This window comes from Paraburkholderia sp. RL17-380-BIE-A, from assembly GCF_046028085.1.
Lineage (GTDB): Bacteria > Pseudomonadota > Gammaproteobacteria > Burkholderiales > Burkholderiaceae > Paraburkholderia.
Genome location: NZ_JARESQ010000023.1, coordinates 68369 through 95092 on the forward strand (window position 1 = coordinate 68369; position 26724 = coordinate 95092).

Genomic DNA, 26724 nt, shown 5'->3' on the forward strand with positions numbered 1-26724 from the left:
TGAGCGGTTATGTCAGGCTGGAAGCGTACGGCGTAACGGGCAGGCGGGTCTTGAACGTTTGTGCGCGCGGCCGTTCGGCGCCGCGCGATCAGGTATGCAGCCGCTCGACGACTCAACGGCTCAACGGCTCAACGGCTCAACGGCTCAACGGCTCAACGGCTCAACGGCTCAACGCGCGCCGGCGAGCCGACCATCTTCAGCCATTGCGCGGGCGCGACGCCCCATGCGTGCTTGAAATGCCGCGTCATGTGACTCTGATCGGCAAAGCCGCTTGCGGCGGAGGCGTCGGCCAGCGACACGCCTTTGAGCACCAGTTGCCGCACGAGATCGAGACGCCGCATGGTCAGATAGCGATGCGGACTGGTGCCGAACAGCGCGCGAAAATCCCGCGATAGACTCCAGCGGTCTCGACCCGCCGCGGCGGCAAGTTCGTCGAGCGTGACCGCGCGATCGAGCGACGCAAGCAGGTAATCGCGTGCCAGGGTCGCCGCGCGGTAATCCACCGAGCGGGGCGCGTCCGGCGCGCCGGCCACCGCGGCGAGGGCGACGGCCAGATCGTGGAGCGCGCTGTCCTGTTCGAGCGGGTCGATGGCGCTATCCATCGCCTGCAACAGGCTCTCGGTGGCGGCAAAGAGGCGCGGATCATTCGACAGGCCACCTTCCAGAAACGGCAGCGGCCTGCCGCCGAGCGCCTGCTGGAACAACGCCGGATCGACATAGACCATGCGGTAGTGGAAGCCGTCGCCGGTGCCGGCCTGGCCGTCGTGCGGTTCGTCGGGATGCAGCACCATCGTGCCGCCCGGCAGGCTGTTACGGATGCTGCCGCGATAGCGAAAACTCTGAACGCCGGCCAGCGTGCGGCCGATCGCATAGGTATCGTGCCGGTGCATCGCGTAGCCGGCCTGATGAAAGAAAGCCTCGATCCGTTCGATGCCGTTTGCACCGGCCGTCTGCGGCGAGCGGTAGATCCAGTCGGATTCGCGTTTCTGGCCAGGCGCGAGCCAAAGGGACAGCGGGCGGGAACGAGGCTGCGACGAACCCGGCTCCTCGCTCATGCCCCGAGTCCCGGGCTGTAATTGCCGCTGATCAGGCGCGTGATCGAATTCACGTCGACATAGTCCTGTTCCGGCAAGCCGTCGAGCATCGAGAGGACCTCGTTGCTCGCGCCGGCTTCGCGCGCGGCGTCCACGAGTGCGTCTTTGTTGGTTGGAAACTGGACGGCGCCCAGAATATCGGTGATCTGGAGGTCAATCGATTCGCCGGGAATAGCCGATGCGGTCATGCAAACGCTCCTCGTAAGACGGTTGGGCGTGGCGCTTGCCGCTGGTTGAAAGCGCGCGGCTGACGTAACGCAATGGATACCGGCCCGCGCATGCCGGTGCTGTAGCACATGCGCGCCCTCGACCGCATTGCGGCCGTGAACGCCAGGCAGTGTAAAGCATGCAGCGCCGCGCACGTCTCTATGTGACAGGTCGCGTCAGGTCTGCAAGTGCTCGTTCTGCCCAGTAAAGCTCCGGTCGAGATGTCGCGATTTGGGCAGCGCGATATGTTCCCAATGTTGCGGACGATTGCTGTCCGCGGCGGCGACATCCGGCGCCGCGGGGGCAACGGGTGCGGCGTTGGCGCGTTCGGCAAGACTATTGGCGGTCATGCTGTCCGGCGCGGTATGAACCGGCGCGGCAAAACAAGAGGCTGACAGCGTCACCATGGTCAACAGCGTCGAGGTTTTCATCACCCGACCTCCTAAGCTCATGCGGCGCTGACAATGGAGCAAGCGCTGTGCCGTCCCCGCGTCGAAAGGACGGCCCATGCTAAACGTGACCTTGCGCGCTAATCCATGCTGAATGGCGGATTTTGCAGCGCACGCACGTTCACGACAAAGCGGTATTGCCGATTCCAGATGATGGCAGAAACGCGGCGACTTCGCAGCAGCGCCGTCGCGAACGGTCATACGCTGCTTATGTTGCGCTGCCGCAAGCTCGGCCCCTAACGCAACGCTTCGAAGCGCGTCCACGGCCACGACGGCCGGTCGCGCATGTAGCCGTTCAGCCAGTTCCACTGCGGATGCCGCTTCATGAACGCCTGCGCGTCGAACGGCCGCCCGCACGGATGGCCCCAGCGCGCGCTGAACGCCATCTCGCGCGCCATTTCGCTGTCGGCCACTTTGCCGTCGTTGGCGCCCCATGGGTTGAACGGTCCGTGATCGGTGCCGCCGAAGCGCGCGTCGTCCAGTTCCAGATGCCCGCAGATGGTGCGCGAGCACGGGTTGTCGTTGCGGTCGAGATAGACGTCGTGATGATCGGCGATCATTTCCTTGGCCAGCTCCACGTCGATCTTGCCGCGATGCATCTCTTCCAGTTGCATGAAACGCAGGCGCCGCGCGCCGTTCTTGCGCACATCCGTATAGTCTTCGCCTTCGCCCAGGCATTCCTGATTGCGGATCTTCAGATCGGTTGCGGTGTTGTAGCCGCTGTAGAAGCCGTCTCTCGTGCTCTCGAAGCCGGAGAAGTGCAAACCCAGTTCGTAACGCGCGATCTCGCCGGTCTTGGTGTCGCCCAGCAGCCAGCTATTCGCATAGCCGCCGTTATTGGCGATCGCGAACATTTCACACCATTCGCCGATGCTGTTCGCGTACTGCGACGCGCGCCGCGAGCGGTAGAACTCGGGCGCGCCCGCCGCGTTGTAGCCGGCGAAGTTGGAGATGGTGGTTTCCGTCACCATCAGGCCGGCCGCGGTCACCCAGAAATCCGTGAGGCTGGAGATGCAGCCGGGCAAGCCTTGCATGAGGATGCGGTGGCCCTGATCGGGCACGATGTCGAATACGACATTGAACGCGTCGCCGGCCGCGTAGCGGTCCCACGAGTTGTGCGCCATCACGATGCGGCCGTCGCGGGTCGCGCGGCCGGTGGCGATGAACGCGCTGCAGTGGTGCCCGCGCCGTCCGCGCCACGGTTTCATGCCGAGGTTCGGCTGCTGCTGCGCCGCGTGGGCGGGCCACCAGCTTTGCAGCAGATCCATGTAGCCGTTCCACGCCAGTACTTCGGCGAACGGCAGCTTGGCGCCGTCGGCGATACCCTGGATTTCGTCGGCGAATTCGGTGTCGAGTTTGTTGGCGAACTGCGAGACCGCGGCGTCGACGAACGTGTCGAAGTCTTCGCCGGTGTCCCACTTCGCGAGATAGCGGGCGGTGTGGATCGCGTTGCGGATTTCCGTGGCGAGCAACTGGCCGTGCTGCTCGCCGCGGTCGTAGGGCTCGCCTTCGATATGCACGAAAATCCAGCCCGCCTGGTCGCGGCGCACGGCATCGAGGGACGGTTCGCTCATCTTCGCTCCGATCGAAGGGCGGGCGTCTCGGTGCGCCCGTTCTGGCGTAACGCGCGCTGCGGGCATTCGCCGCAGCAGTCTGTCCATTGTAGAGAATTTGCCGCGCTTTGCACGGCACGCAAAGCGACCGCGGGCGCGATCCTGGGGGGCTTGGCGCGCGGCCACTAACGCCTCCGCTAACGCCTCCGCTAACGCGTCGGATTCATGCGGAAGTACGCATCGAGCAGCGAGGTTTTATAGACCACCCCGGCCAGCGTGGGATGCGCGGCGCTTTCGATTACCGGCAGTCGCTCGCCCTGAAACGCGAGGAAGTGCTGCAACGCGACGCCGAGCGGCATATCGGGCGTGAGCACGTCGAAATGCGGCTGCAGATAATCCGCCGCGGTCTTCGCGGTGGTGTCGCGCCCGTCGAGCAGGTCGGAGGTGATGTCCTTGAGCGCGACCACGCCGAGAAACGCGCCCGACTCGTTGGCCACGTAAAGATATTTCACCGGATATTCGAGAAACACGCGCGTCATGTCCTGCACGGTCGCGTTGGGCGGCACGACGGTTTCGGCTGGGCGGATCAGCTCGCGCATCTGCGTGGCGCGCAGCCGCGAGCGCTCCTGTTCCTCGTTGTTGCGCCGCAAGGTGATTTCGTACATGGATGTCTTGCCGATCGCGCGCGACACGAAATAGGCGACCACGCACGAGAGCATGAGCGGCAGCACCACCTGGTAGCTGAGCGTCATCTCGAAGATCATCAGGATCGCCATCAGCGGCGCCTGGGTTGCGCCCGCCAGAAACGCGCCCATGCCGACCATCGCATACGCGAACGGGGCCGACGTGCCGTGCGGCCACAGCGCATGCATGCCCTGGCCGAACAGCGAGCCGACCACCGCGCCGACGAACAGCGTCGGCGTGAACACCCCGCCGATCGCGCCGGAGCCCGCCGTGGCCGCCGTGGCGACGAGCTTGAACACCAGCACGAGAACGAGCGCGGTCCACGTCCACGGCGAATGCAGGATCGAGTTGACGACGCTGTAGCCGTTGCCCCACACCTCGGGCGTCCACACCGACAGAATGCCGACCACGAGGCCGCCGAGCGCGAGTCTCACGGGCAGCGGCACCGGCAGCTTGCGAAAGCTTTTCTTCGACACGTCGAGCAGGCGCAGAAACTGTGGAGCCGCCGCGCCGCACAACAAGCCGAGCGCGACGAACAACAGCACTTCGAGACCGGCTACCGGCGGAAACACCGGCATTTCGTACGGCGGCTTGTAGCCGGCGAATTCACGCATCGTGATGTTGGCCACCACGGCCGAGACCACCACGGGCCCAAAGCTTTCCATCGCAATCGAGCCGAGCACGATTTCGGTGACGAAAAACGCGCCCGCAATCGGCGCGCTATATGCGGAGGTGATCCCGGCGGCCGCGCCGCATGCCACCAGCAGACGCAGCCGCGACGGATCGAAATGCACCCAGCGTCCGATCAGCGAGGCGGCCAGCGCCGCCAGTTGCACCATCGGACCTTCGCGGCCGATCGACCCGCCGCTCGATATCGTGAACAGCGACGACACGCTGCGCCACAAGCTCAGCTTCACCGGCACCACGCCGTCGCCGATCGCGACCGCTTCCATGTAATCGATGTGGTTGCATTTGTCCGCATGCCGCTGCGCGATCAGCAGAAAGAAGCCGGCGATCAGGCCGCCGGCGGCGGGCATCCAGATCCGCACGGTCCACGGCAGGCTGCGCGCCATTTCGACGAAACTGCCGGCCTTGCCGACCACCGCGAATTGCAGCAGCGCGATGGCCTCGCGAAAGGCGATCGTGGCGAAGGCGCCCGCGACGCCGACCACCACCGACCAGACCAGCATGGTGTGGGCGTCGGAGAGGCGGAACAGATCTTGTGCGCGGGTGCGCAGCTTCAGCAGGAATGAAAGCACGTCGACGGTACGGGGCGTGAGAGTGGGTTGAAAAGCGCGCACGGCAACAACAGCGCGCCCGCTTCGGATGGCGGGCGCGCTACAGTCAGTGAGCGAAGGAAAATGGCGCGGCTCAAGCGGCCGCCTGGTCGAGTTCCGGATAGTGCCGGAAGATGCAGGCCTCGTTGTGTTCGATACGCCGGTCGGACTGCAGGTACGCGGCGATGTTCGGCCGCTCGATCACCGCATCGTGCAACGCGGCGAGCCGCGGATAGTGTTCGCCGAAGCGTTTGAGCGCGCGCGGAAACGCGTACAGCAGGCCGTCGATCAACTGGAACATGGACAGGTCGACGTAAGTGAGCGCGTCGCCCACCATGAAGCGGTCGCCGGCCGGATTCTGTTTCAGCACGCGCTCGAAGTACGACATGAACTTCGGAATGCGGTTGTCGATGAAGTCGTGCGCGCGCACTTTGGCGGCGTCTTTCTGGTCTTCGTAGTAAAGCGAACTGGCGAGCGGGTGGTGCGTGTCGTGCGCTTCGGTGACCATGTCGGCGATCGTCAGTTGCAGGCCGTTGGCCACGTAACGCAGGCTTTCCACCGTGGGCGCGAGATTCAGCCGCGGGCCGAGATAGAACAGGATATTGGCGGTCTGCGCGATCACCAGTTCGCCGTCTTTCAGGAACGGCGGCGCGAACGGCGGATACGGCTCGTCCTTGCTCTTCATCACCGACATCATCGCCTTCGTGCCCAGGCCCTCCGACGGTTCGCCGCGCGCCACTTCCACGTAGTCGGCGCCGGCTTCTTCCAGCGCGAGCCGCACGAATTCGCCGCGGCCCTGCAGGCCGTCCCAATAGTAGAGTTCAAGGCTCATCGATCGATCCTCATTCCGGTTGCATTGACAGCGCGCATAAGCGGACTGCATGAGCTGACGACGCCAGCAACCAGTATGCCGCGCGAGCGCGCCGCATGGGTCCCCAGAATGCGCAAAACCCCGCACGCGGCGGGGTGAGTGTGAAGGCGAGGGCGGCTTAGCCGAACAGGTGCTGGACAGTCCATGTGATACCCAGTCCGCCGGCAATCAGCCACACATACAGAATGAAGCCGGTGGTCAGTGCGCGGGGGCCGGCCTGCCGGATCTGCGAGATGCGTGTTTCGATGCCGAGCGCGGTCATGGCCATGGTCAGCGCGAAGGTGTCCAGCATGTTGAGCGTGCTGGTCGCGGCTTCGGGCAGCACGTGCAGCGAGTTGATCACGACGAAGGCGAGAAAGCCGAGCGCGAACCACGGAATCGCCAGCTTGCGGGGTGCGTGGGCACCGTCTGCCGAGCCGGCCGAAGCGGCGTTGCGGCGCGCGGAGCGGTTCACCCACAGGCCGACCACCAGCAGCACCGGCACCAGCAACATCACGCGGGTCATCTTGACGATGGTGGCAATGTGCGTTGCTTCCGGGCTCACATTGCTGGCCGCGCCGACCACCTGCGCCACTTCATGGATCGTGCCGCCGAAAAAGAGACCCGCGCCAACCGTATCCAGATGCAGCCAGCCTGCGTTGAACAGCACCGGGTACATGAACATCGAGAGCGTGCCGAACAGCACTACGCTGCCTACGGCCATGGCGCTCTTGTGCGGCTTCGATTGCAGAGTCGATTCGAAGGCGAGCACGGCAGCCGCGCCGCAGATCGCGCTGCCCGCTGCGGTCAGCAAGGCGGTGTCGCGGTCGAGTTTCATGATTTTCATGCCGGCCCACGTGCCGATCACGAGCGTGCTGACCACGATCAGGACGGATTCCGCGAGGCCGGGCACGCCGACCTGAGCGATTTCCTGCAGGCTCACGCGCAGCCCGAAGAACGCCACGGCAATGCGCAACAGCTTGCGCGCCGAAAAGTTGACGCCGGCCGCCCAGCTGGCGGGCATGCCGTCGCGCAGCGCATTGCCGTAAATGGCGCCGGCCACGATGCCGACGATCAGCGGGCTCAGGCCGAGGCCGGCGACGGCCGGAATCGCGGCGATCCGCGTCACGGCGGCGGCGAACAGCGCGACGAAGAGAATGCCGTTGAGCTGGCCGCGGGTGGACAACCCGGCGGGCGATGTACTGGCGGCGGTGAGTTGAGCGGTGGACATGGTGCAGCCCTTTTCTGTGACTGACGAAGATTCGATGGGGCTAATCCTAAAGTAGATATATCGATATGAAAAATCATGATTTAGAATGTAAAGTATCGCTTGAGCCGATACTTGGACCATCATGACCCCGGACCAACTTATAACGTTTGCAGCCGTCGCCGAGCATCGCAACATCAGCCGGGCGTCGGTGGCGTTGCATCTGTCACAACCGGCCGTGTCGGGCCAACTGCGGCAGTTGCAGGACGAGTTCGGCGAGCCGCTGTATCAGCGCGACGGCCGCGGCGTGCGCCTCACGCCCGCGGGCGAGCAGCTCGCCAGCTACGCCACCCGGCTGCGCGACACCTGGCGGCAAGCCCATGCGTACCGCGACGCTTTACGCGGTCTCGAGCAGGGCTCCTTGCGGATCGGCGCGAGCACCACGCCGGCGAGTTATCTGCTGCCGTATCTGATCGCCGATTTCCATCGCCGTTATCCGGACGTGACGCTGCATACCGCCGACGGCAACACCACCGAAATCGTCGCCGCGCTCGGTTCGGTGGACATTGCAATGATCGAGGGACCGGTCGGCGAAGACCTGCCGCCGGACACCGCCGTGCATGCATGGCGCGAGGACGAAATCGTCGCGATCATGCCGCGCTCGCATCCGTTGGCGCAGTTGGGCGACGGCGGCCCGGCCGACCTGGCGGCCTTCGGCGAGCATCCGCTGGTGCTGCGCGAGGCAGGTTCGGGCGTGCGGCAAATCGTCGAGCGGGCCTTCGCGCGGGCCGGCGTGCCGATGCGCGTGGCGCTCGAGATTGCCGGCGTGGAAGGCGTGAAGGAGGCGGTGCGGGCGGGCATGGGCATCGGCTTCGTCTCGGCGATGTCGATGCGGCACGAGGACCGTGCGCTGTGTCTGCTTTCGCTCAGCCCGGAGCCGCTCACGCGGCGGCTGTCGATTCTGGTACCCCATGCGAGCGCGCCGTCGCGGGTGGTGGAGCGATTTCTCGCACTGTGTCTGGACAACGGCCCTTGAAGCGAAACTGCCGTTGCCCATGCCCGGCACGCCTGGGGATTTCCACTATGGTGCATGACGCCGACCTCGGCGCACTATTCGGGCATCGCAAGCGCCTCGGCGCTTTTTTTCGAAGTGCATTTGGAACCGGTTCCAAATGCTGATGACAGCAACAGATTGAGTAAATTCGACATGGTTGATGCACCGGACGTGGTGATCGTCGCAAGCGCATTCGGAATGGATGCGGTCCGCACGGACGGCCATCTGAAGTGGGCGCGGGTGAGCAGGCAGGCTGGGGCGGCGGGTTTCGAAGTGCGCCGCGAACTGTTCGCCGACCAAGCCGACGCCACGCCGCACAACCTGCGCGTGCTGGGCAGGCAGATTGCGGAACTCGGTTTGTGGTCGGTCTACTCCACGCCGGCTTCGCTGTACACGGCGCACGGCAAGCTCGACGCCGACGCGTTGCGCCTCTCGGTCGAAGAAGCGATCGCGCTCGGCGCGCGTTTCGTCAAGTTGCAGCTGGGCGGTTTCGCCACCGACGCCAATGCCGCCGTGATCGCCGATCACATGCGCTGTGCGGAGCTGCGGCTCGTCGTCGAAAACGGGCAATTGGCGCAGGGCGGCTCGCTCGCGCAATTCACCGGCCTGTTCGACGCGCTGACGCGCGAAGGTCACGCCGACGTGCTCGGCATGACCTTCGACATGGGTAACTGGGCATGGTGCGATGTCGCGCCGCTCGACGCCGCGTTGCCGTTGGCCGCGCATGTGGAATACATCCACTGCAAGACGGCGGTGGGCGAAGGGGCAAGGCGTTTTCCGGCGGCTCCGGCTGCCCACGACGCCCAATTCGCCGCGGTGCTCGACCATCTGCCGCGCCATGTGCCGCGCGGCATCGAGTTTCCGTTCGATGCGAGCCGTGTCGAAACGGACGCGGCGCATTACGTCGCGTGGCTGGCCGCCGCGTGAGCGGCAGGTAGGACCTGAGAGAGCAGCGGAGCCGAAAACAGCACGCTGCAAGAAGCACGCGGCGAAGGGCTCGCACGCAGCGAATGGTGCGCGGCAAGCAAGAAGCTGGCACGACGTAAAACATGCAGCGAAACATGCAGTAAACGGCGCAGCAAATGCCGCAGCAAAACACGCAGCAACGCGGAACAAGCAGGAGCAAAGCATGAGCAACACCAGCACACCACTCGATGTCATCACCTATGGCGAAGCGATGGCCATGTTCGTGGCCGCCGAAACCGGCCCGCTCGCGGGCGTCGGCCAGTTCACGAAGCGCATCGCCGGCGCCGACCTGAACGTGGCGATCGGTCTGTCGCGCCTGGGCTTCAAGGTGGGCTGGATGAGCCGCGTCGGCAACGATTCGTTCGGCCAGTACGTGCGCGACACGTTGTCGAAGGAAGGCATCGATCAGCGCTGCGTGAGCACCGACGAGCGCTATCCGACCGGCTTCCAGCTGAAGTCGAAAAACGACGACGGCAGCGACCCGGCGGTCGAGTATTTCCGCAAAGGGTCGGCGGCGAGCCACCTGTCGCTGGCTGACTACGCGGCGGATTACGTGCTGCCGGCGCGTCATCTGCATCTGACCGGCGTGGCGCCCGCGATTTCGGCGAGCTCGCGCGAACTCGCGTTCCATCTGGCGCGTGAAATGCGTGCCGCCGGCAGGACGGTTTCCTTCGACCCGAATCTGCGCCCGACGCTGTGGCCGTCGCGCGCCGCGATGGTCGAAGGGTTGAATGCGTTGGCCGCGCTGGCCGACTGGGTGCTGCCCGGCATCGGCGAGGGCGAGATTCTGACCGGCTACACGCAACCGGACGACATCGCGAAGTTCTATCTGGACCACGGCGCGCGCGGCGTGGTCATCAAGCTCGGCGCGCAGGGCGCGTATTTCCGCACTGCGGACGATGCCGCCGTGATCGCCGGCCAGCCGGTCGCGAAGGTGGTCGACACGGTCGGCGCGGGCGATGGTTTTGCCGTCGGCGTGGTCAGCGCGTTGCTCGAAGGCAAGTCGCTGCCGCATGCCGTGGCGCGCGGCAACCGCATCGGCGCGCTGGCGATTCAGGTGATCGGCGATTCGGAAGGGCTGCCGAGCCGCGCCGAACTCGACGCGCTGGAATCGGCCGACGCGCCGTCCATCGCCGCCGCAGCCTGAAGAGGCGCAAGTTTCGCAATCCGGCGCGCCGCGCCGGGCTGCTTCGATAACAGCAAGAGCGCTCGAACAGAGCGCCCCACGACCGTCCATCATTGTTTCGGGAAGCCGTCCAAGGAGACACCCCATGACCTCATCGCTTGCGATTCGCCGTTGGTGGACGATCATGCCGATCGTATTCATCACCTACAGCCTCGCTTATCTGGATCGCGCGAACTACGGTTTCGCGTCGGCCGCCGGCATCAACCAGGATCTCGGCATCAGCAAAGGACTGTCGTCGCTGATCGGCGCGCTGTTCTTCCTCGGTTATTTCTTCTTCCAGATTCCCGGCGCGATCTACGCGGAACGCCGCAGCGTCAAGAAGCTCGTGTTCTGGAGCCTGGTGCTGTGGGGCGGCTGCGCGGCGCTCACCGGCATGGTCAGCAATATTCCGTCGTTGATGGTGATCCGCTTCGTGCTCGGCGTGGTCGAAGCCGCGGTGATGCCGGCCATGCTGATTTTCATCAGCAACTGGTTCACCAAAAGCGAGCGTTCGCGCGCCAACACCTTCCTGATTCTCGGCAATCCGGTGACGGTGCTGTGGATGTCGGTCGTGTCGGGCTATCTGGTGCATTCGTTCGGCTGGCGCCACATGTTCATCGCCGAAGGCGCGCCCGCGATCCTGTGGGCGGTGATCTGGTGGTTCATCGTGCAGGACAAGCCGCAGCAGGTGTCGTGGCTCACGCAGCAGCAAAAGGACGACCTCGCCGAAACGCTGCGCGCGGAACAGGCCGCGATCAAGCCGGTGCGCAACTACAGCGACGCGTTCAGGACGCCCGCGGTGATCAAGCTGTGCGCGCAATATTTCTGCTGGAGCATCGGCGTGTACGGTTTCGTGCTGTGGCTGCCGTCGATCCTGAAGAACAGTTCGACGCTCGGTATGGTCGAAACCGGCTGGCTTTCGGCGCTGCCGTACCTCGCCGCGACCATCGCGATGCTTGCAGCTTCGTGGGCTTCGGATAAACTCAACCGCCGCAAGGTATTCGTGTGGCCGTTTCTGCTGGTCGGCGCGGTGGCGTTCGCGGCTTCTTACGCGCTCGGCTCCACGCATTTCTGGCTCTCGTATGCGCTGCTGGTGATCGCCGGCGCCGCGATGTACGCGCCCTATGGCCCGTTCTTCGCGATCGTGCCGGAACTGTTGCCGAAGAACGTCGCGGGCGGCGCGATGGCGCTGATCAACAGCATGGGCGCGCTCGGTTCGTTCGTCGGCTCGTATGTGGTCGGCTATCTGAATGGCGCGACCGGGTCGCCCGCCGCGTCGTATGCATTCATGAGCGTGGCGCTCGTCGCCGCCGTGATTCTGACGCTGATCGTCAAACCGCAGGCGCAGGAACAGAACAACGTGTCCGCGGCTCGCCACCCTGTTGCAAGGAAAATAAGCTGATGAAGAAGATCGTCGCCTGGAGGTCGTTGCCCGAAGATGTGCTCGCGTATCTGCAACAGCATGTGCAAGTGGTGCAGGTCGATGCCGCGCAGCACGACACGTTCGTGGCCGCGCTGAAAGACGCGGACGGCGGCATCGGTTCGAGCGTGAAGATCACGCCGGCCATGCTCGAAGGCGCGACGCGGCTCAAGGCGCTGTCGACTATCTCGGTGGGCTTCGATCAGTTCGACGTGGCCGATCTCACGCGCCGCGGCATCGTGCTCGCGCACACGCCGGACGTGTTGACCGAATCCACCGCGGACACGGTGTTCTCGCTGATTCTCGCGTCGGCGCGGCGGGTGGTCGAACTCGCCGAGTGGGTGAAGGCCGGGCACTGGCAGCACAGCATCGGACCCGCTCAGTTCGGCGTGGACGTGCAGGGCAAGACGCTCGGCATCGTCGGGCTCGGGCGGATTGGAGGCGCGGTGGCGCGGCGCGCGGCGCTCGGCTTCAACATGAAGGTGCTGTACGCCAACCGCTCGCCGAACCCGCAAGCTGAAGCGGCTTACGGCGCGCGCCGCGTCGAGTTGGCCGAACTGCTCGCCACTTCTGATTTTGTCTGCCTGCAAGTGCCTTTGACGCCGGAGACGAAGCATCTGATCGGCGCGGCTGAATTGAAATCGATGAAGAAGAGCGCAATTCTGATCAACGCCTCGCGCGGCGCGACCGTCGACGAAACGGCGCTGATCGAGGCGCTGCAAAACGGCACGATCCACGGCGCCGGTCTCGACGTGTTCGACACCGAACCGCTGCCGGCCGACTCGCCGCTCCTGAAGCTCGCGAACGTGGTCGCGCTGCCGCATATCGGTTCGGCGACGCACGAAACCCGTCACGCGATGGCGCTGAACGCGGCGGAAAACCTCGTCGCCGCGCTCGACGGCACACTGACCAGCAACATCGTCAATCGCGAAGTGCTTTCTCAATGAGCCGAACCACGCGCCAAGCCACGAGACGCCGATGAGCACGACCCCGCAGGCCGCGCCGCGCCGCGCGACGATCACCGACGTCGCGCGCGAAGCCGGCACCGGCAAGACCAGCATTTCGCGCTATCTGAACGGCGAGATGAGCGTGCTGTCGCCTGAACTGCGCGCGCGCATCGAGGCCGCGATCGCGCGCCTGAACTATCAGCCGAACCAGATGGCGCGCGGCCTCAAGCGTGGCCGCAACCGTCTGATCGGCATGCTGGTGGCCGACCTGACGAATCCCTACACAGTCGAAGTGCTGCAAGGCGTGGAAGCGGCGTGCCACGCGCTCGGCCTGATGCCGCTGATTTGCCATGCGGCGAACGAAGTGGAGATGGAGCGGCGCTATCTGCAACTGCTCACCACGTACCGGGTGGAAGGCGTGATCGTCAACGCAATCGGCGTGCGTGAGGAAACCCTGCGGCCCGTGGGCGGCGGAGGGATTCCGGTGGTGCTGGTCGACCGTCTGGTGGACGGGCTCGTCGCGGATATGGTCGGTCTCGACAACCAGGCGGCGGCCGAACTCGGCACGCGGCATCTGCTGGACAATGGTTTCGACGATATCTGGTTCGTCGTTCAGCCTTTCGAGCAGGTCAGCTCGCGGCAACTGCGCGAAGCGGCGTTTCGCGAGGCGATGAGCGCTCAGAGCGGGCAACCTGGACAGCGCGAAGGGAAGGGCGCCGCGCGCGGTCACACGCTCGTGCTGAATCTCGCGGACGCAGCCGAAGTCGAGCGCAGCCTCGCCGAACTGGACCGTGCGATCGATGCGGCGGCCCGCGCGCGCGAAACTGCCGGCGGCACGGGCAAGTCCGCGCGCGTCGCGCTGTTCGCGGCCAATGCGCCCGTCGCGTTGCGTCTCGCCTTGCATCTGAAAGCGCGCTACGGCGCCGACTGGCAGGCCCGCGCCGCGCTGCTTTCCATCGACGACCCCGACTGGGCGGAATTGACCGGCGTCACGACGATCCGCCAGCCGACCTACGAGATCGGCTACCGCGCGGTCGAGTTCCTGCATGAGCGAATCGAAGGCGTTCAGACGACCGCGCGCGACTGCCTGCTGCCGGGCGAACTGATCGTCCGCGCCTCCACTTTGCGCTGAATTCCCGCCGATCTGCGATCATTCGGGCTGCGGCGCGCAGTGGGTGCGCGCCGGTCATCGCAAGGAAACTCATGGTTGTTGCACCGCTTACCCTCTCGAGTCTCGCCCTCGCGACGCTGCTCGTCGCCGCTTTACCTTTCCTGATCTACCGCCGTCTGCGCCGGCCGCTCGCGCTCAAGCCGCGTGACGCCATCACCGGCGTGGCCGTGTTTGCGCTCTTCGCCATGGTGATCGAGCGCGCGCTGAACGACTTCGTGCTGCATCGGAACGAAGCGACCGCGACCTTTCTGTCGAATCCGGTCGCCTTCGTCGTGTATGGCGCGCTTGCCGCGGGTATCTGCGAGGAAGTGGGGCGGTTCATCGGCATGCGGCTGCTGCTCAAACGCGCGGCGGCGAAGTCCGGCTCCACGGCGTTCACGGCGGGCAAGGGCGATAGCGGCGCGGATGGCACCGCGCTGACCTACGGCCTGGGCCACGGCGGCGCCGAAGCCTGGCTCGTTGGCGTGCTGGTGCAGATTCAATGGATTCTGTTCGCGATCTTCGAAAACCGCGGTGAACTGGACGGCTATCTGAGCAATCTGCCGACCGACTCGGTGATGCGCATCCATCTGATTCTCGCCAGCCTGACGCCGCAGACCGCCGGCATTTTCGCGCTCGAACGCATTGCCGCGCTGGTGTTCCAGATCGGCTTGTCGGTGTTGATGTGGCGCGGCTTGCGGGCCGGCTGGCGCGGCATCCTGCCGCTCGCGATTGCATTGCATGCGCTGGTGGACGTGCCTGCCGCGATGTTCCAGGCGCAACTCGTGCCGCTCGCGGCAGTGGACGCCGTGTATGCGGTCGGCGCGGTGATCGTCGCCGGGCTGCTGTTGCGGGCGCTCAGGCGTCCGGCGGTGGCGGCATGAGGGCTGCGGCTCGATGGCCGCGTTTGATGGCCGCACGCCTGCCGCTTGATCGTTGCTTAATGGCCGTTTGATGACCGCTTGATGGCGCGCTCGGTGCGCGCGCCATGTTGAACCATTGGCCGTTCTCTACAATCGGCCTCCTTTCACGCCTATCCTTTTGGCACTCCCCATGGAAGCTTACCAATACGACTGCGCCAATCCCGAGTTCGAGGAACTGGCGCGCGTCATCAGCGATCTGTTTCCCGAGCAGACGCAGTTCATCCAGCGTGCCGCGGAAGACGGCACGCCGACGCTGGCGATTCACTGGGTGGCGATGCGGTTCGGCGCAACGGCGCGCCGTATCGTAATGACGGTGGTGATTACGCCGGCGGCGCTGGCGCGTTATCGCGCCTCGCCGGCGCGGCTGCGTGGCCGCAGCTTCGCGGTGCTGCGGGCGTATGTCGAGGCCTCGCTGGGTTCGCTGGAGGAACAGTATGCGAACGGCGAGGCGGTGCCGCGCGAAGTCACGATCGAACTCGGCGACGAGTTTGCGTGACGTCGGCGTCACGCAAACCGGCGCGGCTCAATCTCCGTCGTAGGGCTCGGCGATCTGATTGCCGGGGTGCTTCGCGTTGAATTCCTCGCGTATCTTTTCCTTGAGGTTGTACGTGTCGGTTTCGCGCATGCGGGCGTCGTACTGATCCGAGATTCCGCCGAGGATGAGCCCGGTGGTCGCAAGCGCGAAAGACAGGGCCGGCCCGACTACCGGCACGAATCCAATCATGCCGCTCGTCAGATTGATCACGGAGGCGCCGAAGTCCATCCGGTCCTGTGGCGTCAGCTTGCCTGCCTTCTGCTTTTGCAGATACGTGTCCAGCGCGACGCCAAACGATGCGCCGCCAAGAGCGGTATTGATCGCCGCCGGCACCATCTGCATGCGCAGCGGCTTGGATATCTTCATCCAGTCGGGCCAGCTGTCGGTTTTCGAGAGTATGTTGGCCTGGCGCTTCGCAAAGAAGTCCGTGTATTTGTCGGACCACTCCTTCAGCTTCGATGGACGCTCGCTTGCGGGCGTATCCCTCAGCAGTTTGCCGAGGTCGCCGAAAGCCGTCCTTGAATCGGTCAGCGCGTTTTCCCGCTCCTGCATGGCGCTGTTGAACTGGTCGTAGGCCGCGTGCTTCAGGCCCGCCAGCTGATCGAGCTGCTTGCCGAGTTCGAGCGCCTGCGGCTTGCCCGACTGGCGTGCGGCGTCTGCCGTATCGAAGCCTTGGCTCTTGAGTTGGGCGATGACGTCCCGTGCCTTGGCGTCGATGGTCTTGATATTCTCGTGGGCGTCGCTGGCCGTGTCGGTGGTCGAGCTTTTCAGTTTTGTCGCGAGGTTCTGCATTTCGAAATACTGGGGGGCGAGATCGTTCGTCGCGTCCTGTAATTCGAGTTGCTGCACGTCGGGATTCGTCTTCGCGAGCTTTTCGATGACGTCGTCGCGCAAGCTTTGTTGTTGCTGCGCGAGCTGGTCGTCGATGTGTCCGGTGGTTTGCTTGTCGAGCGCGTCGATTTCGTCATCGAGCTTGCCGTGCGGATCGAAGTCGGCAAAGTTCGCGGAGCCGCTCGGTCCGGCGACCGGTTGCGGAGCGCCTTGCGTCGAGCCGCTTGGTCCGGCGACCGGTTGCGGAGCGCCTTGCGTCGCGCCACTGGGTCCGGCGACCGGTTCCGGCGCACCTTGCGTCGCGCCGCCCGGGCCTCGCCCTGCCTCGCCCGTGGATCCGCCAGTCACGGTGCCTGGTTGCCTAGCTGTTTGCAGCGTTCGTTTCGCCTGTTGCAGCTTGACCAGGTGATTGCCCAGATCGGTGCCGACGCCAATGGTGAGCTCGTTGATGCCCTGTGCCGTGGTCGCGCCCGCCGTGATGAAGTCCTTCGTCGGATCCTGACCTTTATGCAATTTCTCCACGCCGGACAGAAAAGATAGCCCGCCTTTCGTGAAATAACTCGCGGCGGCATTCAGACGAGTACCCGTCAGAATGCCCACGCGACCATTCGGTCCCAGAGGATCGAGCACGCTCTGGTTCGGCCGCTGCCACGCCGCGAGAGGCGTGTTCTTCAGGAGGGCGGAATTGTTGAAGCGCGCTTCGTCGAAGATGAGCGCGCGTGCATAGGTGCTCGCCGCCTTGCCATATTTTCCGTAGGTTGAAGCGGCATCCGCATGATGAGTGAGCGCGGACAGGTCGACGTTGGCCTTCTGTCCGATGGTGTCCAGCGACTCATCGCCTTTGGCGTTCTGCAGGGCAGTTTTGAGCCGGCCGATCTTCGACTGCAGTTCGGGCGTCGGTTTGTCTGATGCGTTCAATTGCCGCACGCGGTTATACGTCGACGCGGCCGCGATCAGGTGGTCGGTCGTATCGCGGCCCTGGTCGATATCCTGATCGACCGCGGCGAGCGACGCATTGAACGTCTCCATATCGGCAGCGACCTCGTTGCCGATGACCGCCTGCGTCGCCATGGCGTTAGCCTCGACATCGATCGTGCTGGCGGCTGCCGCCGCGCCGACCTCCCCGGAGGGCAACTGCGGAGCGGCCTTTATCGACGCGTCGGCTTTTGCGATGGGCGTGGATGGTTGAGCCGGGTTCTGCCGGTTGCCGACATGCGCTGGAGCGCCGCGATTCTGCGAGTTGGGTGCGTTGTCCTGAAGATCCGACATACCGTCGGGCGGGAACGGATAAGAGGCTGCATTGACTTTCATTGAAACTCCTGCAGGAAGGCGCCTCGTACAGTCACATCGTCATGCCGCCGGCGCACGTTGAGCGGTGTCCCATGCTCGCGCCGCCTGACCGTCCGGCGGAGGTGAATAAACATTTTTGTGACATAAGTTTCGTTGGTCCGGGTAAGCAAAAATTAATTAGATATACGGAATCTCGATCCGGGATGCACAACATTCAATTAGAATGCCGAACCAAGAAAATAACGAAGCGTGGCCCAGCCGCGCACTATCAATACAATCACCAGGGGACATGCAGGAGCATAAAGACCGATGACAAATCTCAATATTCCGGCGGCAGTATCCACACAAGACACACGGCGCCGCATCTTCGCGATCGTTGGCGCTTCATCGGGCAATCTCGTCGAGTGGTTCGACTTTTACGTGTATTCGTTCTGCGCGCTGTACTTCGCGCCGGCGTTCTTCCCGAGTGGAAATCCGACCACGCAGTTGCTCAACACCGCCGGCGTGTTCGCGGCAGGCTTCCTGATGCGTCCGATCGGCGGCTGGTTCTTCGGCCGTCTCGCCGACAAGCACGGCCGCCGCATGGCCATGATGGTGTCGGTGTTCATGATGTGCGGCGGGTCGCTCGTGATCGCGCTGCTGCCGACCTACGCACAGATCGGCGCGCTCGCGCCGGCGCTGCTGCTGGTTGCGCGGCTATTCCAGGGGTTGTCGGTGGGTGGCGAATATGGGACCAGCGCGACCTATATGAGTGAAGTCGCGCTCAAGGGGCGGCGCGGCTTTTTTGCGTCGTTCCAGTACGTCACGCTGATCGGTGGGCAGTTGTGCGCGCTGCTCGTGCTGGTGGTGCTGCAACAAACGCTCTCCACCGAAGAGCTGAAGGCGTGGGGCTGGCGCGTGCCGTTCGTGATCGGCGCGCTGGCGGCCTTGATCGCGCTGTATCTGCGTAAATCGCTCGACGAAACCACCACGGCCGAGACGCGTCATCGCAAGGAAGCGGGCACGTTGCGCGGTCTGTGGGTGCACAAGGGCGCGTTCATGACCGTGCTCGGCTTCACGGCCGGCGGCTCGCTGATTTTCTACACGTTCACGACGTACATGCAGAAGTACCTGGTCAACACGGCAGGCATGCATGCCAAGACGGCCAGCAACGTGATGACCGCGGCGCTGTTCGTGTATATGGTGATGCAGCCGGCGTTCGGTGCGTTGTCCGACCGCATCGGCCGCCGCCGTTCGATGCTGTTCTTCGGGTTTTTCGCGACCATCGGCACGGTGCCGTTGCTGCATGCGCTAAAAGACGTGACGAGCCCGTATGCGGCATTTGGCCTGGTGGTGCTGGCGCTTGCCATTGTGAGCTTCTACACGTCGATCAGCGGTCTGATCAAGGCGGAAATGTTCCCGCCGGAAGTGCGCGCGCTGGGCGTGGGGTTGTCGTATGCGGTGGCCAATGCGATCTTCGGCGGCTCGGCGGAGTATGTCGCGCTGTGGTTGAAGCAGGCGGGCAGCGAGTCCACGTTCTATTGGTATGTGACGGCGATGTGCGCAATCGCCGGTGTCGTGGCGTTCCTGATGCGTGACCCTTCAAAAGAGGGCTATTTGCGGCACGAGCCGTGAGCTGCCAGCAAAGCCTCGAATCCACGCGCTTGTCGCGCGAGCGCGGTCGTGACCGGTCAGGCGCTCGCGCGGCCAGCGCCGCTAATCACGCCTAACTCGCCACGCGATAAACCTTCGCGAAGCGTGCCGCCTGTACCACACCGTAGTCGCCCGGCGCGTACTGCATGACCCAGTCGCCGGCGGCGCCGTGCAGCACGTCGCCACCGTTTGCCGAGCGCGCGAGCGTGAACGCTTCATGCATCTGTTTGGCCAGCACGACAGCGGGGCGGTTGCGGTACGCACCCGCTTCGCCGTGCGAGATCGTTGCGTCGGCGGGAACGTATTTGGCGTTGAAGCGTTCCCGTGAGACGACCCAGCGGTCACCTGTTGATCCGGTGATCAGCGCGTCGCCGCGGACGTAACGGTTCGGGCCTTCAAGGCTCATCAATTCGCCTTCGGCGGCGGCAAATTCCACGCTGACCGTTTCGTCTTTTACGACACGGCAGGCGTTAGCGTCTTGATTCAGATCGAGATTTTTGAGTTCGGTCATAAAGCGAGCTGGTATGGGGAGCGGGGCGGCGGCGCAGGACTTCAGGTCTTCGGGCCGCGTACGACTCGCATCATGCCAGATGCATCTGACGACCGGTTTCTTTTGCGATGAACAGCGGCGCGGAACGGCCGTGTGTCGCATATACGTGAAAAGACAAAACGGAAGGTTGCCGGATCGGCATGCGGATTCAGAGAAAGCGCGAATTGGTGGGGCGGAGCCGGTCTACGCGGCCGGTCATGCAATAAGCCCGGCAATTAGTCCGGCCAACAAGTCCGGCCAACAAGTCCGGCGCGCGCCGCGGCATATCCGCGCGGCGCGCAGGGGGTTATTTACGGCTTCACAGTGGCGTCGCTTGCCGGGGCAGCGGCGGCCTTGCCACCTTTACCCTTGCCACGATGGCCATGGCCTTCCACACCGCCCGGTTGATGGAAAGTCACGTCAGCCAGTTTCTTCTGTTCCGGCGAGAAGCTGTTATACAGCGGGTCGAACGCATCGACCAGTTTCTTCATGCCGTCAGCATGTGCTTGCGCGATGGTCGCGTATTGCTTCATGTCGTCGAGCGCGGACACGTTCGTCGCGGCCCGGCGCTGCTGGAACAACTCGCCCATCGTCTGGCCATTGCCGCGCATCACGTCGGCGAACGCTTTCCACTGTGGTTCCTGAGCCGAAGTAATCTTCAGTTGCGAATGCAGGTAGGCGATGCGGTCTTCGACATTGCGCTCGTGGCCGGCCTTGGCGGCGGGTGCCGAAGCGGCGCTCACCGGCGCCGACGCCGGCGCGGAAGTTTGTGCGAATGCGCCGCTCATGGCGACTGCGGTGGCCAGCATTACCAGTGCTTTTTTCATCGAAACTCCTGATGTCTGTTCGAATTGGGACAAGGCTCGTGTGCGAGCGGCCCGCCTTGCGCCAGTCATGGCGACGCATGGCGGCCGGCTGCCCACTTTGCCGTCGCCGCTATTAGTATCACGATATCCCTACAATGCGGCTCTTGTGCGACAAACGCTTACAACCGAAACGAACAGGAAATAGCGGGTGGACAAATTCGTCAGCATGGAAATCTTCGTCGCCGTGGTCGAGGCGGGCAGTTTGACGGCGGCCGCCGAGCGCTTCGACATTTCGTCGGCGATGGTGGGCAAGCATATCCGTTCGCTGGAAACCCGGCTCGCCACGCGGCTCCTGACGCGCACGACACGCCGGCAAAGCCTGACGGAGATCGGCCGGCAGTATTACGAGCAATGCCGGCGCATCCTCGCTGACGTCAAGGACGCGGAGTCGCTCGCCGAGGCAATGGCGGCCGCGCCGCGCGGCGTGCTCAAGGTGACGGTGCCGCTCACCTATGGCGTGGAAGTTTTCGCCCCGGCAATGACCGAATACCTCACCGCATGGCCAGACATCACGCTTGAACTCGATCTTTCGAATCGCGTGATCGACCTGGTGGAAGAGGGTTTCGATGCGTCGATACGCATCGGCCAATTGCCGGATTCGAGTCTGGTCGCACGGCCGCTGAAACCCTACCGGATGCGCGCATGCGCTTCTCCGGCGTATCTGGCGCGCGCCGGCACGCCGCGCACGCCGGAGGATCTCAAGGAGCATGAATGCCTCGGGTTTCTGCACTGGGGCCGCGAAGGTTTATGGCGCCTCGGCGGCGAGAGCGCGGAGGAGAACCATCTGCGCGCCGGACGGTTTCGCGCGAACAACGGCCAGGCGCTCAAGGTCGCCGCGTTGCACGGCTTCGGGCTCGTGTTGCAGCCGGAGGCGCTGCTCGCGAGGGAAATCGCCAGCGGCGAACTGGTGTCCGTGCTGGAGGACTATCTGCCCGAGGGCGCGCCGGTCCATCTGGTTTATCCGCGCGATCGCCGCGCCACGGCCAAGCTCACCAGCTTCATCGATTTCGTGATCGAACGGTTCGGGGCGTAGCGCCGGCAGCCGCTGCCAGTTGTCATGAAGTGGGCAACGCTTGCGATGTCTGTCGCAGCCTGCTTGACGGTTCATGTGGATCGGCCCGCCGACTTCTCCATTCGCCGCCGCAGACGCGCGATAATCCGCCTCACCTGAACCACATCATTGACCTTCGATGAGACCTCCGCGCCTCGACCAACTCGACGATCTCGACCGCAACCTGGTTGCGCTGCTACAAGCCAACGCACGCGAGAGCGTCGCCAATCTCGCGCGCCAACTGGGCGTGGCGCGCACCACGGTGATCGCGCGAATTGCGCGGCTCGAGCGCAGCAACGTGATCGCTGGTTACAGCGTTCGGCTCGGCCAGGACGTGCTCGACTCGAGCATCATGGCCTACGTCGGCATCATCATCGCGCCCAAACACGGGCCCGCCGTGCAGAAACGTCTCGGCAAGATGCCCGAGGTGCAGTTGCTGTGCGCGGTGAGTGGCGAGTTCGATTACGTTGCGTGGCTGCGCGCCGATTCGCCCGACCGGCTCAACGATCTGCTTGACCAGATCGGCGGTCTGGAGGGCGTGGAGCGGACCACGACCTCGATCATTCTCGCGCGCAAGATCGACCGCGGCATGGTGTGAGCGGACGAGCAGCCTCCGTGGGCTGCGCACGGCGCCATTCATTTACGCGGTTTTAACAATTTTTCGACACATCGACTGATGTGTTCGTCATAACGTCGAAGTTCATAGTCATAGCGCAGCATTTTGCGCGTATGAAGTGTTTTTGCTTCTCCCTAAACTGTTGCTCAAGGGTTCAGCCCGCTGGGCGCGGCGCCACGAGCGCAGCGCACGTCCCAAGCTGGAGACAGCACACAGATAACAAGGAGAAGCGTATGAAAGTAGCTATCGTAGGCGCAGGTTTGATCGGTCACACCATCGCCCATATGTTGCGTGAAACCGGCGACTACGAAGTCGTCGCGTTCGACCGCGACCAGCACGCGCTCGACAAGCTCGCCGCTCAGGGCATTCCGACCCGCCGTGTGGATTCCGCCGATGCCGCCGCGCTGCGCGCGGCCGTGCAAGGCTTCGACGCGCTCGTCAACGCGCTGCCTTATTACCTCGCCGTGAACGTGGCCGCGGCTGCCAAGGGCGCGGGCGTGCATTACTTCGATCTGACGGAAGACGTGCGCGCCACGCACGCGATCCGCGCGATCGCCGACGACGCCGAGCACGCCTTCATGCCGCAGTGCGGTCTGGCGCCGGGCTTTATCGGCATTGCCGCGCACGAACTCGCAAACCGCTTCACGGAAATCCGCGACGTCAAGATGCGCGTGGGCGCGCTGCCGGAATTCCCGACCAACGCGCTGAAGTACAACCTGACGTGGAGCGTCGACGGCCTGATCAACGAGTATTGCCAGCCGTGCGAAGCGATCCGCGACAGCCGCACGCAATGGGTGCAGCCGCTCGAAGGCCTCGAACATTTCTCGCTCGACGGCACCGAGTATGAAGCCTTCAATACCTCCGGCGGTCTTGGCACGCTGTGCGAAACCTTGTCGGGCCGGGTGGAATCGCTCGACTACAAGTCGGTGCGCTATCCGGGCCACCGCAACCTGATGCAGTTCCTGCTCGAAGACCTGCGTCTTGCCAGCGACCGCGACACGCTCAAGAACATCATGCGGCGTTCGGTGCCTTCCACCGCGCAAGACGTGGTGCTCGTGTTCATCACGGTGAGCGGCATGCGCGACGGTCAACTGGTGCAGGAAGTCTTCACCCGCAAGATCTTCGCGAAGACGGTGTGCGGCGTGCCGATGAGCGCGATCCAGATCACCACGGCCGGCGCGATGTGCGCGGTGCTCGATCTGTTCCGTGAACAGAAGCTCCCGCAAAAGGGCTTTGTGCGTCAGGAGCAGGTGTCGCTGCGCGATTTCCTCGCGAACCGCTTCGGCCAGTTGTACGAGGGACAGTCGCTGGAGACGATGGCGACTGTCTGACGGCGTGGCAGGAGGGCCGTGCGACAACGTGGCGGCAGGCGAGAAAAGCCTGCTGCACACAGCAATGAAGACTCCGTAGAGGGTCTTTCAAACGCCCCGCGCTGCGGGGCGTCGTTTTTTGTGGCGTGCCGCGCAGGCTAAACCGGCACCGGCGGCATGATCGCCGCCCCGCGCGGCGCGCCGACAATGCGTGCGAGCAGCGCTTCATAATCCGCCGAAGCAGGCGCGGTATTGTCGAACATCAGCAGGTCGTCGCAGAGATCGCCGCTGGGCGCGAAGCGGCGCTGCCGGTACTCGTCCCAATGCGCGAGTTTGTAGGCGTCGTTCGGATTCGCGCGCTCCACGATCCGCTGATGCGCCGTCTCTTCCGACGTATAAACCCATACGACCCGCAACGCTACTTCGGCACTCACGCCCAGCCACGCGCGATCGAACAGGCGCCGCTCGCGCACTTCGCGCGAAAGCGGCCCGACCACCAGCGCGCTAACGCCGAGTTCGAGATTGTCGCGGGCGGTGTCGAGCAGGCCGCGGTACTCGGGATCGCGCAGATGCTCGAGGAACAGCGGGCTGTCGCGGTCGTTGGGGTCGCCGGTCAGCATGGCCATGGCGGCCGCGCTGTAGCCACCGTAAAGCGTATCTTTATCGAGCAGGCAGAAGGGCGTGCCGCACGCTTTCATCAGCGGGCCATGCAGTTTCCTCGCGAGCGTGGTCTTGCCCGTGCCTGCGTGACCGCAGAAGAAAACCAGATGCGTCACGAAGGCGTGTCCTCCGGCGGGGCGGATACGGCGCCGGCCACCTGTGGGTCACGGGCGAACTTGCCGCCGGCCTCCAGCCACATCACGTTGATGATGCCGAAGCCCAATGCCACGCCGATGCCGAGAATCCAGGTGAAATACCACATTGCTGTCTCCTTGTGATCGGCAGGTTACGAGCTGCCCTTTGCAGCGATCATGAAGAAGAACGCGGCGCCACGCAAGGGGCCAGGGGTCGTCCATTCGGCCAGGCTGGCAGAACGGGCGTGCGTTGCTATCATGCATGGAAAGGGCGCAGCAGCGGTCAGGACGGTCGGGCATCGTCCGGCATGCTGGTTAGAAGAAGCAGAAAAGCGGGACCACAATCAACAACACGGGAGAACCCGCATGCCGATGCGTCTGGATCACCATCGCAAAGCCGCGCTGGTCGCCATGGCCCGGCTGGGCGCGTTGGGCGCGTTGGGCACGCTGGCCGCGTTGAGCCTTGGCGTGCTCGCCGGCTGCGCTTCCACACCCGCCGAGCCCGTTCCGTTCAAGGCAGTGCCGGCCGCGCGCATTGTCCGGCCTGGCTACACGGAGCCGGGGGCGGGGCTCGTCGCCGTGGATGTCCGGCGTGAGCGCTCGCGCGACGTGATCGTGCGTTTTCGCAGTGCGCTGGTGTATATCGACGGCGAGCAGGTCACGGACGTAATGAACGGCGAGCACGTGGTCTTTTATCTGAGCCCGGGCGTGCATCGCATCGCCGTGTCGACGCAGTTTGATCCTGTCATCGAAATGCGCTTCATGGTGACGGCGGATACGCGCTACACCAATCGCGCTTCGGTCACGTTCGGCGACGACCACCGCATTGCGCTGCAGCGGGTCGCTCAATAGCGTTCTCTGCCGCGCGAGCATGCAGCCTGAAGCGCCCACGCGGTTTAACAATTCGATACATGACGCCCACGCATAGCCCTTAACATGACGGCTATTGCAAATCCGGCCGGTTTAGGCCCTACGCATGGCTTACGCGTCGTAAGGGTCCGGCCGGTCTGTTCCGTTTTCAAGGTAATTCAAACATGCTGATCAATTGCGCCGCCTATCAGGACGGCCGGAAGCTGGCAGACATCGACATCGATAGCATCAGCGATTACGTGGCGCGGCCCGAGTGCTTTGTCTGGGTGGCGCTGAAGGACCCGGGCCCGGGAGAGCTGGCCGTGATGAAACACGAATTCGGCCTGCACGAACTCGCGATCGAAGACGCGCAGAACGGTCACCAGCGCCCCAAGATCGAGGAGTACGGCGAATCGCTGTTCGCGGTGATGCACACGGTGGAGATGGACGAAGACAACGAATTGCTGATCGGCGAAGTCGACGTGTTCGTGGGGCGCAACTATGTGCTGTCGGTGCGGCGCGGTACGCGCATCGGCTTTCAGAATGTGCGCGCCCGCTGCGAGCGCGAACCGCAATTGCTCAAGGAAGGCTCGGCGTTCGTGCTGTATGCGCTTGCCGACGACATCGTCGATCGATATTTTCCGATCATCGAGACGATGAACAGCGAGATCGAGGCACTCGAAGACCGTATCTTCGACCGCAACAATTCCGCGGCGTCGCGCGCGATCATCCAGGATCTGTACTCGCTCAAGCGCCGCCTCGTGATCCTGCAGCACCATATCGCACCGCTGCAGGAAGCCATCAGCAAACTCACGGGCGGGCGCATTCCGAGCGTCTGCGAGGGCATGCAGGCGTACTTCCGCGACGTCTACGATCACCTCGAGCGGATCGTGAGAATCATCGACGGACGGCGCGAAATGGTCGTCACCGCCGTGCAGGTCAATCTCGGCATGATTTCGCTCGCCGAGAGCGAGGTGACCAAACGGCTCGGCTCGTTCGCCGCGCTGTTCGCGGTGCCGACCATGATTGCCGGCATCTACGGGATGAACTTCCAGAGCATTCCCGAGTTGCACTACAAGTACGGCTATCCGATCTGTCTGGCGGTCATGCTGACCGTCGACCTCGTGCTGTACTGGCGATTCCGCAAAGCCGGCTGGCTTTGATCGACGCAGAGGGCGGCGCTTTGCGAACTCGTCCCGCGTTGTCCCCGCTTGCATCGTGCGCAATAAAAGTCCAGCATAGGCGGCCCGCCGGGCTGTGATCTTGCAGCCGGCGGCAAATTCGCCAAGCACGGACCAAGCGAGGGACCCTTTGCCACACGTCACCTGCCGGCGCGCCGATCCGGTGCGCCGGTTCGAATCGAGCGGGTGCGCCGCACCACCGCGCGTCGTTGACAAGTCGCGCGGACTGCGCTGAGAATGGCCCACGCAAACGTTTGCGCACTATTAAAAATAAGGCTCTTTTTGGAGCCCGAC

The 26724-nt window shown here is 64.1% G+C and carries 26 protein-coding genes; 14 read left to right on the forward strand and 12 right to left on the reverse strand.

What is annotated here, in order from left to right:
• Positions 1-152: 152 nt before the first annotated feature.
• From P0D68_RS30660 to P0D68_RS30690, 7 genes are all read right to left on the reverse strand, one after another.
• Positions 153-1055 carry an AraC family transcriptional regulator gene (locus tag P0D68_RS30660; protein ID WP_408298217.1) on the reverse strand — a complete coding sequence of 301 codons (903 nt, stop codon included), beginning with the start codon at positions 1053-1055 and terminating at the stop codon, positions 153-155.
• A complete protein-coding gene (locus P0D68_RS30665) occupies positions 1052-1282 on the reverse strand; it encodes a DUF2795 domain-containing protein (protein WP_408298215.1) in 231 nt (76 codons plus the stop codon). The genes P0D68_RS30660 and P0D68_RS30665 overlap by 4 nt, the downstream gene beginning before the upstream one ends.
• Positions 1283-1477: 195 nt before the next feature.
• A complete protein-coding gene (locus tag P0D68_RS30670) occupies positions 1478-1732 on the reverse strand; it encodes a hypothetical protein (protein WP_091793709.1) in 255 nt (84 codons plus the stop codon).
• Positions 1733-1986: 254 nt separating this feature from the next.
• Positions 1987-3324: a C45 family autoproteolytic acyltransferase/hydrolase gene (locus tag P0D68_RS30675; RefSeq protein WP_091793711.1), complete on the reverse strand. Its 1338-nt coding sequence runs from the start codon at positions 3322-3324 to the stop codon at positions 1987-1989.
• Between the two features lie 188 nt (positions 3325-3512).
• Complete coding sequence (locus P0D68_RS30680; protein WP_408298307.1) at positions 3513-5246, reverse strand: ClcB-like voltage-gated chloride channel protein; 1734 nt, start codon at positions 5244-5246, stop codon at positions 3513-3515.
• 112 nt (positions 5247-5358) lie between these two features.
• Positions 5359-6096, reverse strand: a complete 738-nt coding sequence (locus tag P0D68_RS30685) for a glutathione S-transferase (protein WP_408468791.1) — start codon at positions 6094-6096, stop codon at positions 5359-5361.
• A gap of 157 nt (positions 6097-6253) precedes the next feature.
• On the reverse strand, positions 6254-7345 hold the full coding sequence (locus tag P0D68_RS30690; protein ID WP_408298211.1) for a YeiH family protein: 1092 nt from the start codon (positions 7343-7345) through the stop codon (positions 6254-6256).
• 121 nt (positions 7346-7466) lie between these two features.
• Here P0D68_RS30690 and P0D68_RS30695 point away from each other — a divergent pair, with 121 nt between their 5' ends.
• The 8 genes from P0D68_RS30695 to P0D68_RS30730 all read left to right on the forward strand — a co-directional run bounded on the left by P0D68_RS30695 (position 7467) and on the right by P0D68_RS30730 (position 15442).
• Complete coding sequence (locus P0D68_RS30695) at positions 7467-8357, forward strand: LysR family transcriptional regulator (protein WP_408298209.1); 891 nt, start codon at positions 7467-7469, stop codon at positions 8355-8357.
• Positions 8358-8528: 171 nt separating this feature from the next.
• Entirely contained in the window at positions 8529-9302 is a 774-nt protein-coding gene (locus P0D68_RS30700) for a sugar phosphate isomerase/epimerase family protein (protein ID WP_091800432.1), read from the forward strand.
• Positions 9303-9504: 202 nt separating this feature from the next.
• Complete coding sequence (locus tag P0D68_RS30705; protein WP_408298207.1) at positions 9505-10488, forward strand: sugar kinase; 984 nt, start codon at positions 9505-9507, stop codon at positions 10486-10488.
• A 124-nt stretch (positions 10489-10612) separates the two neighbouring features.
• Entirely contained in the window at positions 10613-11908 is a 1296-nt protein-coding gene (locus P0D68_RS30710) for an MFS transporter (RefSeq protein ID WP_408298205.1), read from the forward strand.
• A complete protein-coding gene (locus P0D68_RS30715) occupies positions 11908-12873 on the forward strand; it encodes a 2-hydroxyacid dehydrogenase (protein WP_408298203.1) in 966 nt (321 codons plus the stop codon). Before P0D68_RS30710 ends, P0D68_RS30715 begins: the two co-directional genes overlap by 1 nt.
• 31 nt (positions 12874-12904) lie before the next feature.
• Complete coding sequence (locus tag P0D68_RS30720) at positions 12905-14005, forward strand: LacI family DNA-binding transcriptional regulator (RefSeq protein WP_091793730.1); 1101 nt, start codon at positions 12905-12907, stop codon at positions 14003-14005.
• 71 nt (positions 14006-14076) lie between these two features.
• A complete protein-coding gene (locus P0D68_RS30725; protein ID WP_408298201.1) occupies positions 14077-14907 on the forward strand; it encodes a YhfC family intramembrane metalloprotease in 831 nt (276 codons plus the stop codon).
• Positions 14908-15076: 169 nt separating this feature from the next.
• Positions 15077-15442 carry a DUF3022 domain-containing protein gene (locus P0D68_RS30730; RefSeq protein ID WP_408298199.1) on the forward strand — a complete coding sequence of 122 codons (366 nt, stop codon included), beginning with the start codon at positions 15077-15079 and terminating at the stop codon, positions 15440-15442.
• A 27-nt stretch (positions 15443-15469) separates the two neighbouring features.
• Here the strand turns inward: P0D68_RS30730 and P0D68_RS30735 are convergent, their stop codons facing one another.
• On the reverse strand, positions 15470-17623 hold the full coding sequence (locus tag P0D68_RS30735; RefSeq protein WP_408468792.1) for a hypothetical protein: 2154 nt from the start codon (positions 17621-17623) through the stop codon (positions 15470-15472).
• A gap of 288 nt (positions 17624-17911) precedes the next feature.
• Here P0D68_RS30735 and P0D68_RS30740 point away from each other — a divergent pair, with 288 nt between their 5' ends.
• Entirely contained in the window at positions 17912-19216 is a 1305-nt protein-coding gene (locus P0D68_RS30740; RefSeq protein ID WP_091793740.1) for an MFS family transporter, read from the forward strand.
• Between the two features lie 91 nt (positions 19217-19307).
• Here the strand turns inward: P0D68_RS30740 and P0D68_RS30745 are convergent, their stop codons facing one another.
• Positions 19308-19745, reverse strand: a complete 438-nt coding sequence (locus P0D68_RS30745) for a PGDYG domain-containing protein (RefSeq protein ID WP_408187537.1) — start codon at positions 19743-19745, stop codon at positions 19308-19310.
• 329 nt (positions 19746-20074) lie between these two features.
• Positions 20075-20590 carry a Spy/CpxP family protein refolding chaperone gene (locus P0D68_RS30750; protein ID WP_091793745.1) on the reverse strand — a complete coding sequence of 172 codons (516 nt, stop codon included), beginning with the start codon at positions 20588-20590 and terminating at the stop codon, positions 20075-20077.
• 187 nt (positions 20591-20777) lie between these two features.
• Between P0D68_RS30750 and P0D68_RS30755 the strand changes: the two genes are divergently transcribed.
• The 3 genes from P0D68_RS30755 (at position 20778) to P0D68_RS30765 (ending at position 23627) form a co-directional block, all read left to right on the forward strand.
• The gene (locus tag P0D68_RS30755) at positions 20778-21662 is read left to right on the forward strand and encodes a LysR family transcriptional regulator (RefSeq protein WP_091793747.1); all 885 of its coding nucleotides are present in this window, start codon (positions 20778-20780) and stop codon (positions 21660-21662) included.
• 157 nt (positions 21663-21819) lie between these two features.
• Positions 21820-22278 carry an Lrp/AsnC family transcriptional regulator gene (locus P0D68_RS30760; protein ID WP_007181725.1) on the forward strand — a complete coding sequence of 153 codons (459 nt, stop codon included), beginning with the start codon at positions 21820-21822 and terminating at the stop codon, positions 22276-22278.
• Positions 22279-22529: 251 nt separating this feature from the next.
• Positions 22530-23627, forward strand: a complete 1098-nt coding sequence (locus tag P0D68_RS30765; RefSeq protein ID WP_408298193.1) for a saccharopine dehydrogenase family protein — start codon at positions 22530-22532, stop codon at positions 23625-23627.
• Positions 23628-23764: 137 nt separating this feature from the next.
• Here the strand turns inward: P0D68_RS30765 and P0D68_RS30770 are convergent, their stop codons facing one another.
• Together P0D68_RS30770 and cydX are read right to left on the reverse strand one after the other, a co-directional pair.
• A complete protein-coding gene (locus P0D68_RS30770) occupies positions 23765-24382 on the reverse strand; it encodes a P-loop nucleotide/nucleoside kinase family protein (protein WP_408298191.1) in 618 nt (205 codons plus the stop codon).
• Entirely contained in the window at positions 24379-24528 is a 150-nt protein-coding gene (cydX, locus tag P0D68_RS30775; RefSeq protein ID WP_091793752.1) for a cytochrome bd-I oxidase subunit CydX, read from the reverse strand. The genes P0D68_RS30770 and cydX overlap by 4 nt, the downstream gene beginning before the upstream one ends.
• A 238-nt stretch (positions 24529-24766) precedes the next feature.
• Here cydX and P0D68_RS30780 point away from each other — a divergent pair, with 238 nt between their 5' ends.
• Both P0D68_RS30780 and corA read left to right on the forward strand, forming a co-directional pair.
• On the forward strand, positions 24767-25252 hold the full coding sequence (locus P0D68_RS30780) for a hypothetical protein (protein ID WP_408298189.1): 486 nt from the start codon (positions 24767-24769) through the stop codon (positions 25250-25252).
• Positions 25253-25434: 182 nt separating this feature from the next.
• The gene (corA, locus tag P0D68_RS30785; RefSeq protein WP_091793757.1) at positions 25435-26412 is read left to right on the forward strand and encodes a magnesium/cobalt transporter CorA; all 978 of its coding nucleotides are present in this window, start codon (positions 25435-25437) and stop codon (positions 26410-26412) included.
• Positions 26413-26724 lie beyond the last annotated feature (312 nt).

Coding starts and splice junctions, on each gene's coding strand:
- P0D68_RS30660 (WP_408298217.1), bottom strand. CDS start 1,055: ATGAGCGAGGAGCCGGGTTCGTCGCAGCCTCGTTCCCGCCCGCTGTCC.
- P0D68_RS30665 (WP_408298215.1), bottom strand. CDS start 1,282: ATGACCGCATCGGCTATTCCCGGCGAATCGATTGACCTCCAGATCACC.
- P0D68_RS30670 (WP_091793709.1), bottom strand. CDS start 1,732: ATGAAAACCTCGACGCTGTTGACCATGGTGACGCTGTCAGCCTCTTGT.
- P0D68_RS30675 (WP_091793711.1), bottom strand. CDS start 3,324: ATGAGCGAACCGTCCCTCGATGCCGTGCGCCGCGACCAGGCGGGCTGG.
- P0D68_RS30685 (WP_408468791.1), bottom strand. CDS start 6,096: ATGAGCCTTGAACTCTACTATTGGGACGGCCTGCAGGGCCGCGGCGAA.
- P0D68_RS30690 (WP_408298211.1), bottom strand. CDS start 7,345: ATGTCCACCGCTCAACTCACCGCCGCCAGTACATCGCCCGCCGGGTTG.
- P0D68_RS30695 (WP_408298209.1), top strand. CDS start 7,467: ATGACCCCGGACCAACTTATAACGTTTGCAGCCGTCGCCGAGCATCGC.
- P0D68_RS30700 (WP_091800432.1), top strand. CDS start 8,529: ATGGTTGATGCACCGGACGTGGTGATCGTCGCAAGCGCATTCGGAATG.
- P0D68_RS30705 (WP_408298207.1), top strand. CDS start 9,505: ATGAGCAACACCAGCACACCACTCGATGTCATCACCTATGGCGAAGCG.
- P0D68_RS30710 (WP_408298205.1), top strand. CDS start 10,613: ATGACCTCATCGCTTGCGATTCGCCGTTGGTGGACGATCATGCCGATC.
- P0D68_RS30715 (WP_408298203.1), top strand. CDS start 11,908: ATGAAGAAGATCGTCGCCTGGAGGTCGTTGCCCGAAGATGTGCTCGCG.
- P0D68_RS30720 (WP_091793730.1), top strand. CDS start 12,905: ATGAGCACGACCCCGCAGGCCGCGCCGCGCCGCGCGACGATCACCGAC.
- P0D68_RS30725 (WP_408298201.1), top strand. CDS start 14,077: ATGGTTGTTGCACCGCTTACCCTCTCGAGTCTCGCCCTCGCGACGCTG.
- P0D68_RS30730 (WP_408298199.1), top strand. CDS start 15,077: ATGGAAGCTTACCAATACGACTGCGCCAATCCCGAGTTCGAGGAACTG.
- P0D68_RS30735 (WP_408468792.1), bottom strand. CDS start 17,623: ATGAAAGTCAATGCAGCCTCTTATCCGTTCCCGCCCGACGGTATGTCG.
- P0D68_RS30740 (WP_091793740.1), top strand. CDS start 17,912: ATGACAAATCTCAATATTCCGGCGGCAGTATCCACACAAGACACACGG.
- P0D68_RS30745 (WP_408187537.1), bottom strand. CDS start 19,745: ATGACCGAACTCAAAAATCTCGATCTGAATCAAGACGCTAACGCCTGC.
- P0D68_RS30750 (WP_091793745.1), bottom strand. CDS start 20,590: ATGAAAAAAGCACTGGTAATGCTGGCCACCGCAGTCGCCATGAGCGGC.
- P0D68_RS30760 (WP_007181725.1), top strand. CDS start 21,820: ATGAGACCTCCGCGCCTCGACCAACTCGACGATCTCGACCGCAACCTG.
- P0D68_RS30765 (WP_408298193.1), top strand. CDS start 22,530: ATGAAAGTAGCTATCGTAGGCGCAGGTTTGATCGGTCACACCATCGCC.
- cydX (WP_091793752.1), bottom strand. CDS start 24,528: ATGTGGTATTTCACCTGGATTCTCGGCATCGGCGTGGCATTGGGCTTC.
- P0D68_RS30780 (WP_408298189.1), top strand. CDS start 24,767: ATGCCGATGCGTCTGGATCACCATCGCAAAGCCGCGCTGGTCGCCATG.
- corA (WP_091793757.1), top strand. CDS start 25,435: ATGCTGATCAATTGCGCCGCCTATCAGGACGGCCGGAAGCTGGCAGAC.